Annotated in this window: 18 protein-coding genes; 16 read left to right on the top strand and 2 right to left on the bottom strand. The window is 44.6% G+C overall.

The window, feature by feature from the left end; genetic code table 11:
• Positions 1 to 10 precede the first annotated feature (10 nt).
• The 9 genes from ccmA to ccmI are packed head-to-tail and all read left to right on the top strand — an operon-like array spanning position 11 to position 6,812.
• Positions 11 to 658 carry a cytochrome c biogenesis heme-transporting ATPase CcmA gene (gene ccmA, locus FD973_RS08750; RefSeq protein WP_215322957.1) on the top strand — a complete coding sequence of 216 codons (648 nt, stop codon included), beginning with the start codon at positions 11 to 13 and terminating at the stop codon, positions 656 to 658.
• Positions 655 to 1,320 carry a heme exporter protein CcmB gene (gene ccmB / locus FD973_RS08745; protein WP_215322956.1) on the top strand — a complete coding sequence of 222 codons (666 nt, stop codon included), beginning with the start codon at positions 655 to 657 and terminating at the stop codon, positions 1,318 to 1,320. The genes ccmA and ccmB overlap by 4 nt, the downstream gene beginning before the upstream one ends.
• A complete protein-coding gene (ccmC, locus tag FD973_RS08740) occupies positions 1,317 to 2,087 on the top strand; it encodes a heme ABC transporter permease CcmC (protein ID WP_215322955.1) in 771 nt (256 codons plus the stop codon). Before ccmB ends, ccmC begins: the two co-directional genes overlap by 4 nt.
• On the top strand, positions 2,087 to 2,275 hold the full coding sequence (gene ccmD, locus FD973_RS08735) for a heme exporter protein CcmD (RefSeq protein ID WP_215322954.1): 189 nt from the start codon (positions 2,087 to 2,089) through the stop codon (positions 2,273 to 2,275). The genes ccmC and ccmD overlap by 1 nt, the downstream gene beginning before the upstream one ends.
• Positions 2,272 to 2,706, top strand: coding sequence for a cytochrome c maturation protein CcmE (ccmE, locus tag FD973_RS08730; RefSeq protein ID WP_215322953.1), 435 nt, complete (start codon positions 2,272 to 2,274; stop codon positions 2,704 to 2,706). Before ccmD ends, ccmE begins: the two co-directional genes overlap by 4 nt.
• The gene (locus tag FD973_RS08725; RefSeq protein ID WP_215322952.1) at positions 2,703 to 4,622 is read left to right on the top strand and encodes a heme lyase CcmF/NrfE family subunit; all 1,920 of its coding nucleotides are present in this window, start codon (positions 2,703 to 2,705) and stop codon (positions 4,620 to 4,622) included. Before ccmE ends, FD973_RS08725 begins: the two co-directional genes overlap by 4 nt.
• The gene (locus tag FD973_RS08720) at positions 4,619 to 5,149 is read left to right on the top strand and encodes a DsbE family thiol:disulfide interchange protein (protein WP_215322951.1); all 531 of its coding nucleotides are present in this window, start codon (positions 4,619 to 4,621) and stop codon (positions 5,147 to 5,149) included. Before FD973_RS08725 ends, FD973_RS08720 begins: the two co-directional genes overlap by 4 nt.
• A complete protein-coding gene (locus tag FD973_RS08715; protein WP_215322950.1) occupies positions 5,146 to 5,616 on the top strand; it encodes a cytochrome c-type biogenesis protein in 471 nt (156 codons plus the stop codon). Before FD973_RS08720 ends, FD973_RS08715 begins: the two co-directional genes overlap by 4 nt.
• Positions 5,613 to 6,812, top strand: coding sequence for a c-type cytochrome biogenesis protein CcmI (gene ccmI / locus FD973_RS08710; RefSeq protein ID WP_215322949.1), 1,200 nt, complete (start codon positions 5,613 to 5,615; stop codon positions 6,810 to 6,812). Before FD973_RS08715 ends, ccmI begins: the two co-directional genes overlap by 4 nt.
• 3 nt (positions 6,813 to 6,815) lie before the next feature.
• Here the strand turns inward: ccmI and FD973_RS08705 are convergent, their stop codons facing one another.
• A complete protein-coding gene (locus FD973_RS08705) occupies positions 6,816 to 7,577 on the bottom strand; it encodes an SDR family oxidoreductase (protein WP_215322948.1) in 762 nt (253 codons plus the stop codon).
• 91 nt (positions 7,578 to 7,668) lie between these two features.
• On the opposite strand from FD973_RS08705, the gene FD973_RS08700 reads away from it, so the two are divergent.
• Genes FD973_RS08700 through FD973_RS08680 form a run of 5 tightly spaced genes read left to right on the top strand, consistent with a single transcriptional unit; the run spans position 7,669 to position 12,470 of the window.
• A complete protein-coding gene (locus FD973_RS08700) occupies positions 7,669 to 8,994 on the top strand; it encodes a TAXI family TRAP transporter solute-binding subunit (RefSeq protein WP_251368758.1) in 1,326 nt (441 codons plus the stop codon).
• A gap of 7 nt (positions 8,995 to 9,001) precedes the next feature.
• Entirely contained in the window at positions 9,002 to 9,967 is a 966-nt protein-coding gene (locus FD973_RS08695) for a tripartite tricarboxylate transporter substrate binding protein (protein ID WP_251368757.1), read from the top strand.
• Positions 9,968 to 10,014: 47 nt separating this feature from the next.
• A complete protein-coding gene (locus tag FD973_RS08690) occupies positions 10,015 to 10,770 on the top strand; it encodes a 2OG-Fe dioxygenase family protein (protein WP_215322947.1) in 756 nt (251 codons plus the stop codon).
• Positions 10,771 to 10,778: 8 nt separating this feature from the next.
• Entirely contained in the window at positions 10,779 to 12,140 is a 1,362-nt protein-coding gene (locus FD973_RS08685; RefSeq protein WP_215324765.1) for an acyclic terpene utilization AtuA family protein, read from the top strand.
• A 9-nt stretch (positions 12,141 to 12,149) separates the two neighbouring features.
• Positions 12,150 to 12,470 carry a hypothetical protein gene (locus FD973_RS08680; RefSeq protein WP_215322946.1) on the top strand — a complete coding sequence of 107 codons (321 nt, stop codon included), beginning with the start codon at positions 12,150 to 12,152 and terminating at the stop codon, positions 12,468 to 12,470.
• Positions 12,471 to 12,486: 16 nt separating this feature from the next.
• On the opposite strand, the gene FD973_RS08675 is transcribed toward FD973_RS08680, so the two are convergent.
• Entirely contained in the window at positions 12,487 to 13,410 is a 924-nt protein-coding gene (locus FD973_RS08675) for a tripartite tricarboxylate transporter substrate binding protein (protein WP_251368756.1), read from the bottom strand.
• Between the two features lie 145 nt (positions 13,411 to 13,555).
• Between FD973_RS08675 and FD973_RS08670 the strand changes: the two genes are divergently transcribed.
• Together FD973_RS08670 and FD973_RS08665 are read left to right on the top strand one after the other, a co-directional pair.
• Positions 13,556 to 14,791 carry an MFS transporter gene (locus tag FD973_RS08670; protein WP_215322944.1) on the top strand — a complete coding sequence of 412 codons (1,236 nt, stop codon included), beginning with the start codon at positions 13,556 to 13,558 and terminating at the stop codon, positions 14,789 to 14,791.
• Positions 14,788 to 17,229: a heavy metal translocating P-type ATPase gene (locus tag FD973_RS08665; protein WP_215322943.1), complete on the top strand. Its 2,442-nt coding sequence runs from the start codon at positions 14,788 to 14,790 to the stop codon at positions 17,227 to 17,229. Before FD973_RS08670 ends, FD973_RS08665 begins: the two co-directional genes overlap by 4 nt.
• The last annotated feature ends 2 nt before the right edge of the window (positions 17,230 to 17,231 follow it).

Raw genomic sequence — 17,231 nt, 5'->3', positions numbered from 1 at the left:
ATAGCCTCTCATGACAGCCACTCATTCTTTCTCTTCCGATTATTCGCCTTTGACGCTCGAGGCTCGTGGGCTTACTTGTGTTCGGGGTGAAAGACGATTATTCACAAATCTCCATTTATCGATTTCTGCTGGGGAATGCTTGCATGTTCGTGGTGAAAACGGAGTTGGAAAAACCAGCTTATTAAGAATCTTGACTGGGCTAAGTAAGGCGGAGAGCGGTGAGATTTTTTGGAATCAACAATCTATTGGTAAAGATTTAGCTACTTATCATCGTGCACTCTTATTCTTGGGGCACCGAGATGCTCTCAAGGAAGATCTGACGGCCTTTGAAAATTTGAAGTTATATGCCGCAATCGATGATATTGATTTGCTGGATGAAAAAGTGTTGGCAGCGTTGTGGCGGTTTGGTCTACGCGGTCGCGAGTACTTACCTGTCAATTGTTTATCGGCGGGTCAGAAGCGTAGAGTCTTGATGGCTCGCATGCTGACTCGTCAAGCAAAGCTATGGGTTTTGGATGAACCTTTCAATGCGCTTGATGTTCAGGCGATTCAAGTTTTGCAAGCTCTGATTGCAGAACATGTGGAGCAAGGTGGTTTAGTGGTGCTTACTAGTCATCAAGAGCTCAATTTGCCGCATCTAAGGATGCTTGATCTATGAAGGCTTTGCTGGCGATTATTCGGTGCGACTTGCTCTTGGTTGTACGTCGCAAGAGTGAAGTGTTGACAGCTTTATTCTTTTTTGTGGTGGTAACGAGCTTGTTTCCTTTGGGGATTGGTGCAGATGCAGCCTTGTTACGCAAGATAGCTCCAGGAGTTCTTTGGGTAGCGGCCTTGTTGTCGACTCTATTAGGTCTGCATCGAATGTTTGCAGCCGATTATCAAGATGGTGCCTTAGAGCAGCTTGCTCTTTCGCCGCAACCGATGGTTTTATTGGTTACGGGAAAGATTATTGCTCATTGGTTAGTGTGTGGACTTCCTCTCGTTGTTTTGGCTCCCATAATTGGGATTCAGTTCGACTTAGATGCCAGCTCTTTATATGTGTTGATGGGAACCTTATTGATTGGCACTCCAGTGCTATCCTTATTGGGCTCTATTGGCGCTGCATTAACCTTGGGGGTTAGGGGTGGAAGCGTGTTGCTTAGCTTATTGATACTGCCTTTGTATATTCCCGTTTTAATTTTTGGTGCTGGAGCTGTATATGCCAATAGCGTCGGACTAGATACATCTGGGCATTTTTCTTTGCTAGGCGCATTATTGATTTTGGCTTTAGCATTTGTTCCTTGGGTAAGTAGTGCAGCCGTAAAGATTGCAATTGAATGAGTTCTGTAAATAATTTTTCTAATCATCGCTTGATTAACTGGTTTAAGTTATCAAGCCCAAGTACCTTCTATCCGCTAGCGGGCAAACTTATTCCTTTCTTCTGGGTATTGGCTTTGATATTTGGCGCTGCTGGTTTATGGATAAGCTTCTTTGTTGCTCCGGTAGATGCAGTTCAGGGTCAGGGCTATCGCATTATTTTTATTCATGTGCCTGCTTCATGGATGTCGATGTTCATTTATCTCGTGATGGCCGCATGGGCGGGTTTAGGTCTTGTTTTTAATACTCGTTTATCGGCAATGATGGCGCAAGCGCTTGCCCCCGTTGGGGCTTGGATGGCTTTTTTATCTCTATGGACTGGTGCGTTTTGGGGCAAGCCGATGTGGGGTGCTTGGTGGGTTTGGGATGCTCGCCTCACCTCAGAGTTGATTCTGTTGTTTCTCTACTTGGGCTTTATCGCTCTGCGGGCGTCTATTGACGATCCTCGCCGCGCTGATCGGGCAAGCGCTATCTTGGCTTTGGTGGGCGTTGTTAATGTTCCAATCATTTATTTCTCAGTGAAATGGTGGAATACCTTGCATCAAGGCGCTTCAGTCTCATTGACCAAGGCTCCTGCAATGGCTCAAACCATGCTTTTGGGGATGCTGTTAATGGCTTTATGTTTTTGGATGTACACCGTTGCTGTCGCCTTAATGCGTGTAAGGGTAATTATTTTGGAGCGTGAAGCTCATACTGATTGGGTGAGACAATCAATTGAGGTGAAGATTTAATGTGGAATAGCCCTTCTGAGTTTTTTGCCATGGGTGGCTACGCACTTTATGTGTGGTGTAGCTTTGGTGTTTGCGCGCTCGTTTTGATATTAGAGCCATTGCTTGTGCGTGCCCGTTTTAAGGCAATCGTACATAGACTAAAGCAAGAGCATTTAGCTGAGCAGTTTGATAAAGAGATTAGTAAGTGAAGCCTAGATATAAACGCGCAATCATTATTCTTGCGGCATTAGCAGTTCTTGGAGTTGCTGCTCTATTAATTTTGAATGCTTTGAATAGCAATATTGCCTTATACGTTACTCCGAGCGAAGTTGAAGCTGGTAAAGCGCCTCAGGGCCAAGCTTTTAGAATTGGCGGGATGGTTAAGGATGGTTCTTTAAAACGCGATGGTTTAACCGTGCACTTTGTGATTACAGATCTTGTAAAAGATATTCCAGTTGCGTATACCGGCATTCTTCCAGATCTATTTAAAGAAGGTAAGGGCGCAGTCATACAGGGGCGGATGGGGGTCAATGGAGAATTTGTAGCTAGCGAAGTATTGGCTAAGCATGATGAAAACTATATGCCCCCTGAAGCAAAGCATGCCTTGGAGCAAGCTCAAAAAAATGGAACCAATAAATGATTCCTGAGTTTGGGCATTACGCATTAGTTTTGGCGCTATGTGTTGCGCTTATTCAAGGTGTTTTACCTTTATTGGGCGCTCATTTTGGTCGACGCGATTGGTTGGTATTGGCAAGACCAGCGGCACAAACTGTATTCCTCTTGCTTGCTATTGCCTTTGTAATTTTGGCCTGGAGTTTTTATACCAATGATTTTTCAGTGCTCTATGTTGCTGAGCACTCCAATTCTCAGCTCCCGGTTATCTATCGTCTTGGAGCGGTATGGGGTGGTCATGAGGGTTCACTTTTATTGTGGATCTTTTTGCTGGCCATCTGGACTATTTTGGTTGCGCAGCTATCTAAGGCCTTGGATGATTTCATGGTTGCGCGTGTCATCGGCGTTTTAGGTTTAGTCACCAGCGGTTTATTACTTTTTGTTTTAACAACCTCAAATCCGTTTGAGCGCTTACTGCCCGCTGCTCAAGATGGCCGCTCTCTAAACCCCCTGTTACAAGATCCCGGTTTGGTATTTCATCCACCGATGTTGTACATGGGTTATGTCGGTTTCTCTATTGCTTTTGCTTTTGCCATCGCCTCCCTGTTATCTGGAAGGTTAGACGCAGCATGGGCGCGTTGGTCACGACCATGGACAACAGCTGCTTGGATATTTCTGACTCTAGGCATTGCTTTGGGCTCATGGTGGGCTTATTACGAATTGGGTTGGGGCGGCTGGTGGTTTTGGGATCCCGTAGAAAATGCCTCTTTCATTCCTTGGTTGGTAGGCACTGCATTGCTGCATTCACTAGCTGTGACTGAAAAACGTGGGGGCTTTAAAAGTTGGACAGTGCTTTTAGCAATCACCGCATTCTCTCTTTCTTTGTTAGGAACTTTTTTAGTTCGCTCTGGAGTCTTAACATCGGTGCATGCATTTGCTACTGATCCGAGACGCGGTATTTTTATCTTGATCTTCTTATCGCTTGTGGTTGGCTCTTCGCTTTTACTTTATGCGTGGCGTGCCCCTAAAAGCACCATGGGCGGTAAATTTAGTTTGAACTCCAGAGAAACTTTTATCTTGCTCGGGAATGTCTTCTTGGTGGTTTCAGCGGGATCAGTATTGCTGGGGACTTTATATCCTTTATTGATTGATGCTTTACATCTAGGCAAGATTTCCGTTGGTCCTCCTTACTTCAATAGCGTATTTGTGCCAATCATGACTCCCTTGTTGGTATTGATGGGAATAGGTCCGTGGGCAAGCTGGAAGCAAAGTAACTTATTGTCTATCGTTAAGCGCTTGTGGGTCGCGGGTGCGATAGCTGTTATCGCGGGTGTTGCAATACCTCTCATCATGGGTCAATTTACCTGGCTTGCAGGAATGGGCTTCATGTTGGCTTTTTGGGTTATTGCTTCCGGCTGTATGCAAATTATTCGTCAAGCCAAGGCAGGTAAGCCTACTCGTTCTTTTATCGGGATGCAGGTGGCCCATCTCGGTATTGCAGTATTTGTGATTGGCATCACGATGGTAGGTGCTTATCAAGAAGAAAAAGATGTGCGGATGGCAGCTGGCGATACGGTGACGGTAGGTGGCTATCAAATTCAGCTAGAGGGCGTTAATGCAGCTCGAGGCCCGAATTACCAAGCAATGCGGGGCACATTCATGCTGTCAAAAGATGGCAGCTCACCGATTGCCCTTTATCCTGAAAAGAGAAGCTATTTTTCATCAACAATGCCAATGACTGAGGCAGCCATTGATGCTGGATTGACTCGCGACATATATGTTTCATTAGGAGAAGAATTGGGCGATCAATCGTGGGCGGTACGTGTGTATTACAAGCCCTTTGTTGATTGGATTTGGGGCGGTTGCTTATTGATGGCTTTGGGCGGTGTATTAGCTATGTCTGATAAGCGCTATCGACTGAAGTTGAAGAGCAAACTCTCATGAAAGCAAAATTTTTAATTCCTCTTGGGTTGTTTATAGGCCTTGTCGTATTTTTGGCTATCGGCCTTAACCGTGATCCCCATGAAGTGCCTTCACCATTAATTAATAAAGCAGCACCTGCATTTGAAGTTTCTCAATTAGCCGAGCCAAACAAAAACTTTTCTCCAGCGAGTATGAAGGGCCAAGTGTGGATCCTAAATGTTTGGGCTTCTTGGTGTGTTGCTTGTCGCGAGGAGCATCCTGTTTTAGTTGAGTTAGCTAAATCACAAATGGCTCCAATAATTGGTTTGGACTATAAAGATAAGCGTGAAGATGCCTTGGCGATGCTGGAAAAACAAGGTAATCCTTATATGCTTTCAGCTTTTGATGGTAATGGTCGCGTTGGTATTGATTATGGGGTGTATGGAGTGCCTGAGACTTACATTATTGATAAGGCGGGGGTTATTCGTTTTAAGCATATTGGCCCATTAACCATGGAACTATTAAATCAAAAAATTTATCCCATGTTGAGTGAGCTCAAAAAATCATGAAACGGTTTTTACTAGTTTTCATTTGTGCATTTAGCATTGGTAATGTAATTGCAAAGGATGCCGCTCCTTTGGCGGATGATCCTGTAACAGAGCAGCGTTTGATTAGTATTTCAGAGGAAATGCGTTGTTTAGTTTGTCAGAATGAATCTTTAGCTGGTTCACGCTCTGATTTGGCGAATGATCTACGTCGTGAGATTCGAACTCTGATTAAGGAAGGCAAGAGCGATGATCAAATTCGTTCTTTTATGGTTGAACGTTATGGTGATTTTGTCCTTTATCGTCCACCAGTAAAGCCCATTACCTGGTTGCTCTGGATTGGTCCATTTGTAATTCTAGGAATTGGTATTGTCGGCTTGTTGATGTATTTACGCCGCAGAAATAGCGCTGTGCCTAATGTTGTGCTCACTGAATCTGATAATCAAAAAATTGATGCATTATTAAATTCAGCAGATAAGAAAGAAGGATGATCTCGGTGGCTAGTTTCTTGATTCCAGCTTTTTTACTTCTAGTGTTGGTACTGGTATTGCTCCTGCGTCCTTATATATTTCCCGCAAAGACGAAAGCGACATCTCGTCGCCAGATGAATGCCGCTATTTATCGTGAAGAGCTAGATAAGTTAGAGGCTGAACACCAATCTGGCGTCATTGCTTCTACTGATTATGAAATTGCTCATGCAGAAATGCGTCAGCGCTTGTTTCAAGATACGGTTGAGGAGGATGATCAAGAGGTTTCTGGGTCCACAAAGAAAACGGCAATTGGGCTTTGTTTATTTATTGTGTTGTTATCTTCGGTGCTCTATTTTTCTTTGGGTGATGTGGTTCGTGTGGCGGAAAGAAATTCAGAAAAACCGCTTACACAGGAAGGCGTTGAAAAGATGGTGGCAGAGTTTGCCGCCAAGATGGAAAAGGATCCCGGTAATTTAAAAGGGTGGGCAATGTTAGCGCGCTCTTATCGAATTCTAGGTCGTAATGAAGATGCCGCTAAAGCCTATGCGCGTGCTGGCGACTATATAGAATCTGATCCGCAGTTGCTGGCGGATTATGCAGATGTATTGGCCACAAATGCCAATGGTAGTTTTGCAGGAAAGCCGCTGCAATTAATCAATAAGGCCCTCAAACTTGATCCCAATAACCTGATGGCGCTATGGCTATCTGGAACTGCAGACTATAACTCTGGAAATTACAAGGCAGCTGTTTTGGTCTGGGAAAAGCTGGCACAACTATTGCCACCCAATACGGATGAGTCGCGCGCTATTGGGGAATCAATTGCCCAAGCGCGATCTAAAGGAGGTCTCACCCCTTCAAAACCGGTGGTTGCTAATGGAAAAACGATTAGTGGCAAAATTGAACTGTCTTCAGCGCTAAAGTCCAAAGTGAAACCGGACGATATCGTGTTGGTTATTGCTCGTAAGCCTGGTGAACGTATGCCAGTAGCAGTTTTAAAGGTAGCTGCAGCCGCTTTCCCAATGAGTTTTACCTTGAACGATACCTTGGCGATGAATCCTAGCGCACCACTTTCGCAATTGTCTGAAGTGAGCGTCGAAGTGCGTATTTCAAAAACCGGGATGGCTAAAGCCGAGGCGGGTGATTTGATTTCCTCGGCGAAGACAATTCCTGTGGGCGCTACTAATGTGCGCTTACTTGTTGATCAAGTACGCCAGTAAAGCTTAGCCCCTGCCTACAAATGGCATATTAGTTGCCATGATTGTCATTGAGAGAATATTGCTTTCAAGGGGAAGTTGAGCCATATGGAGAACAGCCTCGCCTACATGATCAACATCCATGCGCGGCTCTACTTTGATGGATTGATCGGCTTGCAAAATACCAGCAGCCATACGTTCAGTCATTTCAGTTGCGGCATTGCCAATATCAATTTGACCGCAGGCAATATTGAAGGGTCGACCATCTAATGCAATGGTTTTTGTTAATCCGCTGATAGCATGTTTTGTAGCGGTATAAGGCGCTGACATTGGACGTGGTGCATGAGCTGAAATGGATCCGTTGTTAATAATTCTGCCACCTTGCGGGGATTGAGCCTTCATCATGCGAATGGCTTCTTGAGAGCACAAAAACGCACCGCATAGATTCGCATTAACTACATTCATCCATTGTTCGTAACTGAGGTCTTCCATCGGAATAGCGGGGGCACCCATGCCGGCATTATTGAACAGTACATCAATGTGTCCAAATTTATCCTTAAGGGCCGTGAATAATTTCTTTACCTCATCAGGTTTGCCTACATCACAAGACACTGCTAGGCAGTTATTCTGATTTCCACCAATATCTACAATGGCTTTTTCTAGCCTATCAAGATTGCGACCCGTGAGAACCACCTGGTAGCCACCTTTAAGAAGGGCTTTAGCTGCCGCCTTACCAATGCCAGTTCCTGCGCCGGTTACAAGGGCTACCTTGTTTTTTGATGAATTCATGATGGTCTTTTGAGCTTGTAAAAAGCATCATCTTATCTCGATTTATTTGGCCTGATTGGAAACCTTTTCCAGTTATCTAGGTCGGGGCATAATGCAAAAAACAAACGAGACTGCAATGAATTTCATTCAAAGACAAATTTACAACCCCGTGGCTCTAGTTAGCGCTTTTTTTGCGCTTCTCATATTGATCGTTGGTGTTCTGTGGATATTGGTTCCTCCACCACCAAAGACGATTGAAATGGCTACCGGCTTTCCTTCTGGGCTTTACTATCAATTTGGCGAGCGCTTAAAGGCTGAGGTAGCGAAAGAGTCTGTAAACCTTAAAGTAAGATCGACTGGTGGCACCTTAGATAACCTCGCTCTATTAAGTAATCCTAAATCTGGGGTTGATTTTGCAATGGTGCAAGGTGGGGTGGCCAACCTTAATCAGTACCCCCAATTAATTTCAATTGCTGGAATGTTTTATGAGCCCATTTGGGTTTGGTATCGTGAGGGAGCTTTTAAAAGTGAGGGTGGTCAATTAAGGCTTTTAAACCAGCTAAAGGGCAAGCGTGTTTCTATAGGTAATGAAGGAAGCGGTACTTTAGCTCTTACAAATGATTTGTTAGAAGCCAGTGGCATTACTGATCAAGAGATCGGAGCGCAGAAGTTAAATCCTGATGAGGCAATCGCTAAGTTAAAAAGTGGTGAGTTAGATGCTGCATTTGTAGTGGCAGCTGCTGAAGCGCCCATATTGAAAAAGTTTTACACCATTCCAGGCATTCGTTTAATGAGTTTTGATCAGGCTGATGCTTACACCAGAAACTTTAGCTATCTTTCTAAGGTTACTGTTCCAAGGGGTCTGTTGAGTATTCAGTTGGATCAACCACATCAGGATATTCAGGTTATGGCTGCGACAGCTACCTTGGTGGCGCGTGAAAATGTTAGTCCGGCATTGGTCTCGCTTTTGCTCAGCGCTTCTTACGATATTTTGAAGTCTTACTCCCGTTTGCAAAAGGTCGGTGAATTCCCTTCTAGTACTGGATTGGATTTTCCTTTGCACGTCGATGCAGAGATTTACCTTAAAGATGGGCCATCATTCTTGCATCGCCACTTACCATTTTGGACGGCGGTGTGGGCAGGTCGTTTTGTAAAAATTGTGATTCCTTTGCTGGTAATTTTGATTCCATTATTTACCTATATTCCTTCCGCTAAACATTTCTTATTGCGACTCAAGCTGGCTAGAGTGTATGAAGAGCTTAAGTGGATTGAAAAAAATGCACACAATCCCGCATTAAAGGAAAAGAGTCTTCAGGACTTCGAAGCAATAGAAAGGCGGGTTGGCAATATCAATGTTTCGATGCTGGATGCAAAAGAGCTTTACGATCTTAAGGCTCACGTAGATCAGGTGCGTAGCCGTTTACATTTAGCTCATTAAGGAAATTATGTATAAAAAAATCGTTGCACTATTGTTTTTCCTGGGCATAGCTGTTTCATTTGGAGTCCAAGCGCAAGCCTATCCAAATAAGCCAATCTCACTCATAGTGCCGCAGGCAGCGGGTGGCACCAATGATATTGTTGCGCGTCTTATAGCGCCTGCTTTTGGTGAAGTCATTGGAGCATCTGTAGTGGTTGAGAATAGGCCGGGTGCCGGCGGAAATATTGGCACCCAAAGCGTGGCGCGGGCTGCGAAAGATGGCTATACCTTATTGCTCACAATTAATAGCGCGCAAGCAATCAACCCATCTTTGTATAAAAATCCTGGTTTTGATCCAATAAATGACTTTGTGCCTCTTTACTATATTGGCGCCACGCCATACGTATTGGTATCACCACCAGGATCACCTTATAAAACTTTGGCAGATGTAGTGGCAGCAGCAAAAAAGAGGCCTGGTGAACTTTCGTATGCCTCTGCTGGAAATGGCACGATTAGCCATTTGTTGGGAGCAATGCTAAATGTCAGCGCTGGTATTGAGATGCAACATATACCTTACAAAGGCGTTGCACCAGCCATTAATGATGTATTGGGTGGCCAAGTCCCATTAGCCTTTGCTAGTCTTCCATCGGCATTAAATTACATTAAAGCTGGAAAGTTACAAGCGATTGCCATTAGCTCCGCAAAGAGATCTAGTGCTGCCCCAGAAATTCCAACGATTGCAGAAACCTATCCTGATTGTGTTGGTGAGGTATGGGTAGCCATATTTGCCCCTATCGGAGTGAGTGGCGATGTTGTGAAGAAAGTTCAGATGGCAATGGATAAGACGATGTCTAAATCGGAGGTGCGTGAGAAGTTAATTGCTCAGGGTTTAGATTTGACACCTGTACCCACAACCAAGCTGAGCGCTTTGCTGAAAGAGGAATTGGCCAAGTGGGTGAAGATCGTTAAAGCATCTGGGGCTCAGTTAGATTAATTAAGATTAACTGAGTGCCAATTTTTTAGTTGACCTAAAATACATTCATGACACCTGCTGGCCTTGCGCCTCCACTAACCCCTTTTAAGCAGATTGATCAAGCTTTGCGCGATGATGGCTTTGCCGTGGTGTCAGCTGAAACCGTTGCAGAATTTAGTAAGACCCCCTTGTCTAGCCTGCAAAAATTGACTAGCTTTTGGGATGACTTACCGCGTGATCCTTACTTAAAGGATGGCGGTCGATATCGTTTTCGCCGTCATGCTAGTTATCAAATCAAAGGCGATGAACTGAATTTAGTTCCGCATCGAGCGCATTGGCAATCACTAGATTACAACGCTCTACATGGCGGAATTGAGCGTTGGTTTGAGCCTATCCAAAGCGAGCTATTAAATAATCCAGCATGGCAATCTGTATTATTAGGCCTGGCTCATATTTTGAATGGTTTAAAAACAGTCAATACTTGGTTTGTTGAAGCGCATCAGTTTCGGATTGATACTACTGACGGGATTGGGCGACCAACACCCGAAGGCGCTCATCGTGATGGTGTTGATTTTGTTGCAGTCTTCTTGTTAGACCGCGTAGATATCAAGGGTGGAGAAACTAGAATATTTGATGCCTCAGGATCTGCGGGGTTACGCTTTACCCTCTCCCAGCCTTGGTCATTATTGTTGATGAATGACCAACGGATGATTCATGAATCTACACCAATACAGCCACTAACGAAGTATGGTTACCGCGACACCTTAGTCCTAACTTATCGCTCAAATGGCTTTCAAGATTCTCCTAATCGTAGCCAACAATAGGCCTCTCAATAGTGACTGATATCTATCGTGTCGCTTGTGCTGCTGGATTTTCGGGTGATCGGACTGATGTAGCCAAACCTTTGGTTGATGAGTTATTAAAAATGGGCGATCCAGCCTGTTTGATTTTTGAAAGCCTTGCCGAAAGAACGTTAGCACTTGCTCAGTTAGAAAGGCAACAGAATTCTGAGCAGGGCTATGAACCTCTATTAGCAGAAATGCTAGAGCCTATATTAGTGGATTGCATAAAAGGTCAAATACCCATTGTTGGTAATTTTGGTGCCGCCAATCCAGAGGGTGCCGCTCGATTAATTTCTGCAATGGCAAAAGAAAAAGGTTTGCCTGATATTCGGATTGCTATTGTTCGTGGGGATGATATTTCTGCGCAAGAGTTTCGCTCTCAATTAGAGGGCTTGCTCTCAAGCGAGGATAGAAAAACCTTAAATCAAAGTAAGTTGGTTAGTGCAAATATTTATTTAGGTGCGCAAGAAATTGCTAACGCGCTAAATGCTGGTGCTCAAGTAGTGGTAACAGGGCGTGTTGCAGATCCTGCATTAACGGTCGGACCGTTGATGGCGCACTTTAAAAAGGATTGGGATGATTGGGCTTTTTTAGGTGCCGCTACTATGGCTGGCCATTTACTAGAGTGTGGCGCTCAAGTCACAGGCGGATATTTTGCTGATCCGGGCATGAAAGATGTTCCTAGTTTGGCCGGATTGGGCTTTCCTATTGTGGAATTTGATGCGCAAGGGGCAATGTTTGTTACCAAGCCTACTGGAAGTGGTGGGGTTGTGAATCGGATGACGGTAACGGAGCAACTCTTATACGAACTTCATGATCCAGCAAAATACTTAACCCCAGATGTGATTGCAGATATTACGCAAACACAGATTACTGATTTGGGTGGAGATAGAGTAAAGATTGTTGGGGTAAAAGGTCACCCGAGACCAGAAACCTTAAAAGCAAATTTATGTATTGATGGCGGATGGTTGGCTGAAGCGGAAATATCCTATGCAGGATTTAATGCGTATGAGCGCGCTCAATTAGCGGCGCAGATTATTCGAGAGCGTCTCAGTGACTTAGATTTGCGAATAGATTTTATTGGCTCCTCCAGCATTTTTGCGAGTGATAGGGGTGAAGGTCCTCAATATCGATCCCAAGATGGTTTTGCTGATATTCGGATGCGTGTAGCTACTGCACATCAAGATAAAAGTAAGGCGAATAAAGTATGTCGGGAGGTGACTGCTCTTTATACCTGCGGACCTGCTGGCGGCGGTGGTGTGCGAACAAATATAAAACCTCGTTTGAATACATTGGTGTGCTTTGTCCCTCGGGAGCTTGTACAGACGTCTTATGAGTTTTTTAAAGGCTAAGTATTTGCAATGAATAAAGCTGCTCCTTTATACCAATTTGCTCATGCTAGAACCGGTGATAAAGGTAATCGATCAAATATCAGTGTGATCGCGTACCGCTCTGAAGATTTTCCTCTTTTGTTAAGAGAGGTAACGGCAGAAAGAGTAAAAATCCATTTTGGTTTTCGGAAACCAAGTGCTGTTACTCGTTATGAGCTGCCCAACTTAATGGCCTTGAATTTTGTTATTGATGATGTCTTAGATGGTGGGGTGAATTTATCACTCAACCTTGATTCCCATGGCAAGAGTCTTTCATATTGGCTCTTGGCAATGGAAATCAATATCGGTTAACTAAGTCTGCAGACTTTTACTCTGGTTCCATCCCTGCTTCTTTAATGGCTTTTGCCCATTTAGCAGTTTCTAGTTTAATTTTTTGCCCAAGCGCTTCAGGGGTGCCAGGCTGAGTTTCAAAGCCCATGGCAGAAAAACGATCAACCAACTCTTTTGATTTGGCTGCATCATTGATCGCTTTATTGAGCTTTATTACAGCATCTTTTGGCATACCCGCTGGCCCAAATGCAGCAAAGAAGGCAATTAATTCATACCCCTTAATACCAAGCGCCTCATTCACAGTAGGTAACTCTGGAATAGCTGGTGAGCGTTTGAGGGAAGTCACTGCAAGACCGCGAATCTTACCGGCTTGCACCTGCGGTAATGTCACTGCAAAGTCGGCAGTAAACATATTCACTTGTCCGCCAATCAGATCGGTCATTGCATTTGGACCGCTCTTATAGGAGACGCCTGTCATTTTGATGCCAGCAAAGTTTGCAAGCATTTCTGAGGAAACGCGTTGCGATGTGCTCGCATATGCAAAAGTCATTTTTCCGGGATCAGCTTTTGCAAGGGTAACAAACCCATTCAGTGATTTTGCAGGCACATCGTTATTAATCGCAACAATCAAGGGTACTGATCCAAAGTAACCAATAGGCGTAAACGCGGTATCTTGGTTGTATGGAAGATTTTTTACTAGACTCTTGAGAGCGGCATTTGTGCTGTTGGTTCCGAATAGCAATGTATAGCCATCTGCTGGGGATTTTGCAACTAAGTCAGCGCCGATTAATCCATTGGCTCCAGGTCGATTCTCTATGACTACGGGTTGACCTAAGGACTCTGACATCTTTGTTGCAAAAGCACGTCCAATTTGATCTGTTGCGCTTCCTGGAGCGAATGGAACAATCGCTTTAATCGGTTTAGAGGGGTATACATCAGCAAAGGCTGGTACGCTACTCATTCCCACTATAAGGAGGGCGCAGATTTGTGTTACCCGTACTGAAAAATATTTAGTTTTCATTATGTCTCCATCGTATTTCTTATAGTGTAGCGGGTCTATAGGGCTCCAGGCGAGTAGAATAAGTCCACGTTTCTACTGACTATTTATGCGCTTACGTTCGGCTGGCTATACCCCTCTGATGTTGATGGCACAAACCTGTGCTCTATTGGGTTTTGCTTGCTATGCCGTGGTATTAACTACGCTACAAGAAGAATGGCATCTCAGTAATTTGCAGTCAGGCCTGATTGCTAGCGCCTTTTTCTTTGGTTACATGCTAGCAGTACCGTTGGCCACCGCTTTGACAGATCGAGTTGACGCCCGCAAGGTGTATTTAGTCGGCGGTCTTACGGCTACTTGCGGTCTTTTGGGTATGAGCTTGTTGGCTTACAACTTTGGGACTGCTCTATTTTTTATGGCCCTCAATGGTGCCGGTCTTGCTGGTACTTATATGCCCGGCCTCAAAATCTTGTCCGACCGTATTCAGTCAGGAGAGTTAACGAGACATATTGCTTTCTACACTGCGTTCTTTGGCATTGGCACGGGATTTTCTTATTTATGTTCTGGATGGATTCTGAGTGCTCTTGGTTGGCACTATGTATTTGGTGTGATCGCTTTGGGCCCCTTCAGCGCCTTTCTGATTGTGTTGTTATTAATTCCTGCCTTACAACATGAGAAATGGAGGGGTCCAATCAATATTCGCTTGCACGATATCTTCCCTGTAGATAAATGGAAATTGGTTTTGCAAGATAAAAATGCCTCAGGTTTTATTTTTGGATACACCGCGCACTCTTTGGAGTTATTTGCTTCTAGAAGTTGGATTGTGGCTTTCTTTGCTTTTTGTGCGCTTGCTTCTGGCGAGACATTCTTTTTGACTGCTACTACTTTAGCCGGCATCATTAATTTCTTTGGCGTTCCTTCATCTATTTTGGGGAACGAGATTGCATTACGAGTAGGTCGTCAAAAGTGGGTTTGTATCGTTATGCTTACTAGTGCAGTCATGGGGATTGCTTTAGCCAGTTCCACGGGGCACTCATGGTGGCTCATTGTTGCTTTAGCGATCGGACATGCAATTTTCATCATGGCAGATTCAGCAACATTAACGGCTGGATTAGTGATTAGCGCGCAAGAAAATATTAAAGGCGCTGCCATGGGATTGCATTCCTTGCTGGGCTTTGCAGGTGGCTTATTAGGGCCTGCTATTTTTGGTTTCGTCTTGGATATGACCGGTTCACGTGCCTCGCAAATCTCATGGATTTGGGCTTATGCCTCTGTAGTAATGTGGGGTGTAATCTTTGTAATATATGAGCGCCAAAAAGGATGGGGTAGTGTTGCGCGCATATGAGTAATCAGACGAAACCAAATTCGCTAATTTGTTACCACTGTTCAAGTTCCATACTCCCGAATGATTTGATCGAGGCGGAATTGGGTGGTCAATTGCGCGCATTTTGTTGTCCGGGGTGCATGGCGATTGCGCAAACTATTCATGGTGAAGGCTTAGAAGTTTTTTATGCGAGACGATCGCAGTCTGGTGAAAAGCCAGCAGCCTATCTTGCAAGCAACGAGATTCCAGAAAAACTCAAACCTTATGATGATCCTTCATTGCGCGGTCGTTTTACTCGCCCTTATGGAGAAGAGGGGTTTCTTGAAACCACTCTTCGTCTTGAGAAAATACGTTGCGCCGCCTGCGTTTGGTTATGTGAACAGCATTTACGTCGTTTAGCGGGTGTAAAGGATGTACAAATCAACTATGTGACCCAAAAAGTGATTGTGCATTTTTCTCCAGAAGAAACTAGCTTAGCAAGACTACTTTTTGAAATTGAAAGAATTGGTTACGAGGCTTGGCCATTTGAGCCGTCACTCTCTTTAGATAAAGCAAAGCTTGAGCGACGCAAGTTACTCATGAGGCTCGGTGTGGCCATGCTTGGCATGATGCAGGTCATGATGTATGCATGGCCAACATATACCGGTGCAGATATCACACCTGAATTCGAAGTATTAATGGGTTGGAGCAGTTGGGCTTTAACCGTTCCTGTAATGGTGTACTCAGCAGGGCCTATATTTCAAGCGGCTTGGCGTAGTGTGTTGTCCTTTCGCAAAACACATATGCTTGGAATGGATGTGCCAATTGCTTTAGCTCTTGCTCTGGCATTCATTGCTGGAACCATTAATTTGATAAGAGGTTCTGGCCATAGTTATTTTGACTCTATTACGATGTTTGTGGCTTTCATATTAGCGGCAAGATATGTAGAGTTACTCGCTAGACAAGACGCGCAAGGTGGAGCCGAGGCTTTAGCAAAACAATTACCAGCAACTTGTGAACGTGCAATAAATTACCCTAGCTCACAAGAGGTTGAAGTTGTTCCTGTTGTTAATTGCAAACCCGGTGAAGTGTTGCGAGTTTCACCTGGGGAAGTAGTGCCAGCTGATGGCGTTCTAATAGAAAATGCTAGCGCTCTCGATGAGTCTTTGTTGACGGGGGAGGCCAAGCCGGTAGAGAAAAAAATTGGTGACCGCCTCTATGCTGGAACTCACAATATTCTCAATCCATTGTTCATGAAAATTGAAGCAGTAGGGCAGTCAACTAGGATTGCAGGTATTGCCACTTTGCTAGATCAAGCATTGGGTGCTAAACCAGTCATGGTGAGTCTAGCTGAAAAATGGACCGCTTATTTTGTTGGATTCTTATTGTTTGGCGCGCTTACCTCATCTGCGATTTGGCTATATTTCGATCCTAGCCGGGCATGGACTGTGTTGGTGTCTGTTTTGGTAGCAAGTTGCCCTTGCGCTTTGTCGCTAGCAGTGCCTACTGCTATGGCTGCTGCACAAGGTGCTGTAACGAAACTGGGCTTACTTATCGTACGTGGTCATGTGATGGAGGGCTTGGTTAAGGCTACTGATTTAGTGTTAGATAAAACTGGCACATTAACTATGGGTCAACCTGAATTGCAGGAGATCATTAATTTGCGTTCGGGCTATCGTCGTGAAGAGGCTTTGGCTTTAGCTGCTGCACTAGAATTTGGTCAAAGACATCCTTTAGCGCTATCGTTGATGCGTGCAGCAGAGGCTGAAAAGTTATCGCTGCCCGTATTGAGCGAACCGGTGATCAATTTATTAGGTAGAGGATTAAGTTCGGGTTCTTATCGACTAGGAAGTGCATTGTGGTTAGGTGTGGAAAAGGGCGCTCAGTTGGGTCAATACGGTCAAGTGCATTTGGCTGACGACCAAGGTCTAATTGCTAGCTTTATTTTCTTGGATACACCAAGAGCAGGGCTTGAGAAATTTCTGAAAATAGTTAAAGCAAGAAATATTAAGGTGCATTTAGTTTCTGGAGATGATCGCGAAACTGTTGCATGGTGGGCCAATCATGTCGGCATCGATCATTATCAAGGCGGTTGTACGCCCGAAGATAAATACAATTACATTGAGCGCTTACAAAAAGAAGGTCGCTTTGTTTGGGCTATTGGTGATGGCGTGAATGATGCTCCCTTACTCGCACGAGCAGATGTCTCAATTGCGGTTGGCGCAGGTGCCCCGTTAGCTGCTGCAGGTGCAGATGCCATCCTCACTGCTTCATCCTTGGATTCCTTAGCTAGAACCTTATTGTTGGCAGATAAGACTCAGACGATCATTAAAGAAAATTTAATGTGGGCGTTAATCTATAACTTGCTTGCCATTCCGGCCGCCATGATGGGCTGGGTCAATCCATGGGTCGCTGGCATCGGCATGTCACTTTCCTCACTTGCAGTGACTTTAAACGCTTGGCGATTGCGAAAAGCTTAGAC

This window comes from Polynucleobacter sp. MWH-Braz-FAM2G (assembly GCF_018687635.1).
GTDB lineage: Bacteria > Pseudomonadota > Gammaproteobacteria > Burkholderiales > Burkholderiaceae > Polynucleobacter.
Note: the sequence above shows the minus strand (reverse complement) of the source record. Positions and strands in the feature narration are given on the sequence as shown.

Bases quoted from the DNA above. Each gene is read 5' to 3' on its own strand.
- ccmA (WP_215322957.1), top strand. From the start codon at position 11: ATGACAGCCACTCATTCTTTCTCTTCCGATTATTCGCCTTTGACGCTC.
- ccmB (WP_215322956.1), top strand. From the start codon at position 655: ATGAAGGCTTTGCTGGCGATTATTCGGTGCGACTTGCTCTTGGTTGTA.
- ccmC (WP_215322955.1), top strand. From the start codon at position 1,317: ATGAGTTCTGTAAATAATTTTTCTAATCATCGCTTGATTAACTGGTTT.
- ccmD (WP_215322954.1), top strand. From the start codon at position 2,087: ATGTGGAATAGCCCTTCTGAGTTTTTTGCCATGGGTGGCTACGCACTT.
- FD973_RS08725 (WP_215322952.1), top strand. From the start codon at position 2,703: ATGATTCCTGAGTTTGGGCATTACGCATTAGTTTTGGCGCTATGTGTT.
- FD973_RS08720 (WP_215322951.1), top strand. From the start codon at position 4,619: ATGAAAGCAAAATTTTTAATTCCTCTTGGGTTGTTTATAGGCCTTGTC.
- FD973_RS08715 (WP_215322950.1), top strand. From the start codon at position 5,146: ATGAAACGGTTTTTACTAGTTTTCATTTGTGCATTTAGCATTGGTAAT.
- ccmI (WP_215322949.1), top strand. From the start codon at position 5,613: ATGATCTCGGTGGCTAGTTTCTTGATTCCAGCTTTTTTACTTCTAGTG.
- FD973_RS08705 (WP_215322948.1), bottom strand. From the start codon at position 7,577: ATGAATTCATCAAAAAACAAGGTAGCCCTTGTAACCGGCGCAGGAACT.
- FD973_RS08700 (WP_251368758.1), top strand. From the start codon at position 7,669: ATGCAAAAAACAAACGAGACTGCAATGAATTTCATTCAAAGACAAATT.
- FD973_RS08695 (WP_251368757.1), top strand. From the start codon at position 9,002: ATGTATAAAAAAATCGTTGCACTATTGTTTTTCCTGGGCATAGCTGTT.
- FD973_RS08690 (WP_215322947.1), top strand. From the start codon at position 10,015: ATGACACCTGCTGGCCTTGCGCCTCCACTAACCCCTTTTAAGCAGATT.
- FD973_RS08680 (WP_215322946.1), top strand. From the start codon at position 12,150: ATGAATAAAGCTGCTCCTTTATACCAATTTGCTCATGCTAGAACCGGT.
- FD973_RS08675 (WP_251368756.1), bottom strand. From the start codon at position 13,410: ATGAGTAGCGTACCAGCCTTTGCTGATGTATACCCCTCTAAACCGATT.
- FD973_RS08670 (WP_215322944.1), top strand. From the start codon at position 13,556: ATGCGCTTACGTTCGGCTGGCTATACCCCTCTGATGTTGATGGCACAA.
- FD973_RS08665 (WP_215322943.1), top strand. From the start codon at position 14,788: ATGAGTAATCAGACGAAACCAAATTCGCTAATTTGTTACCACTGTTCA.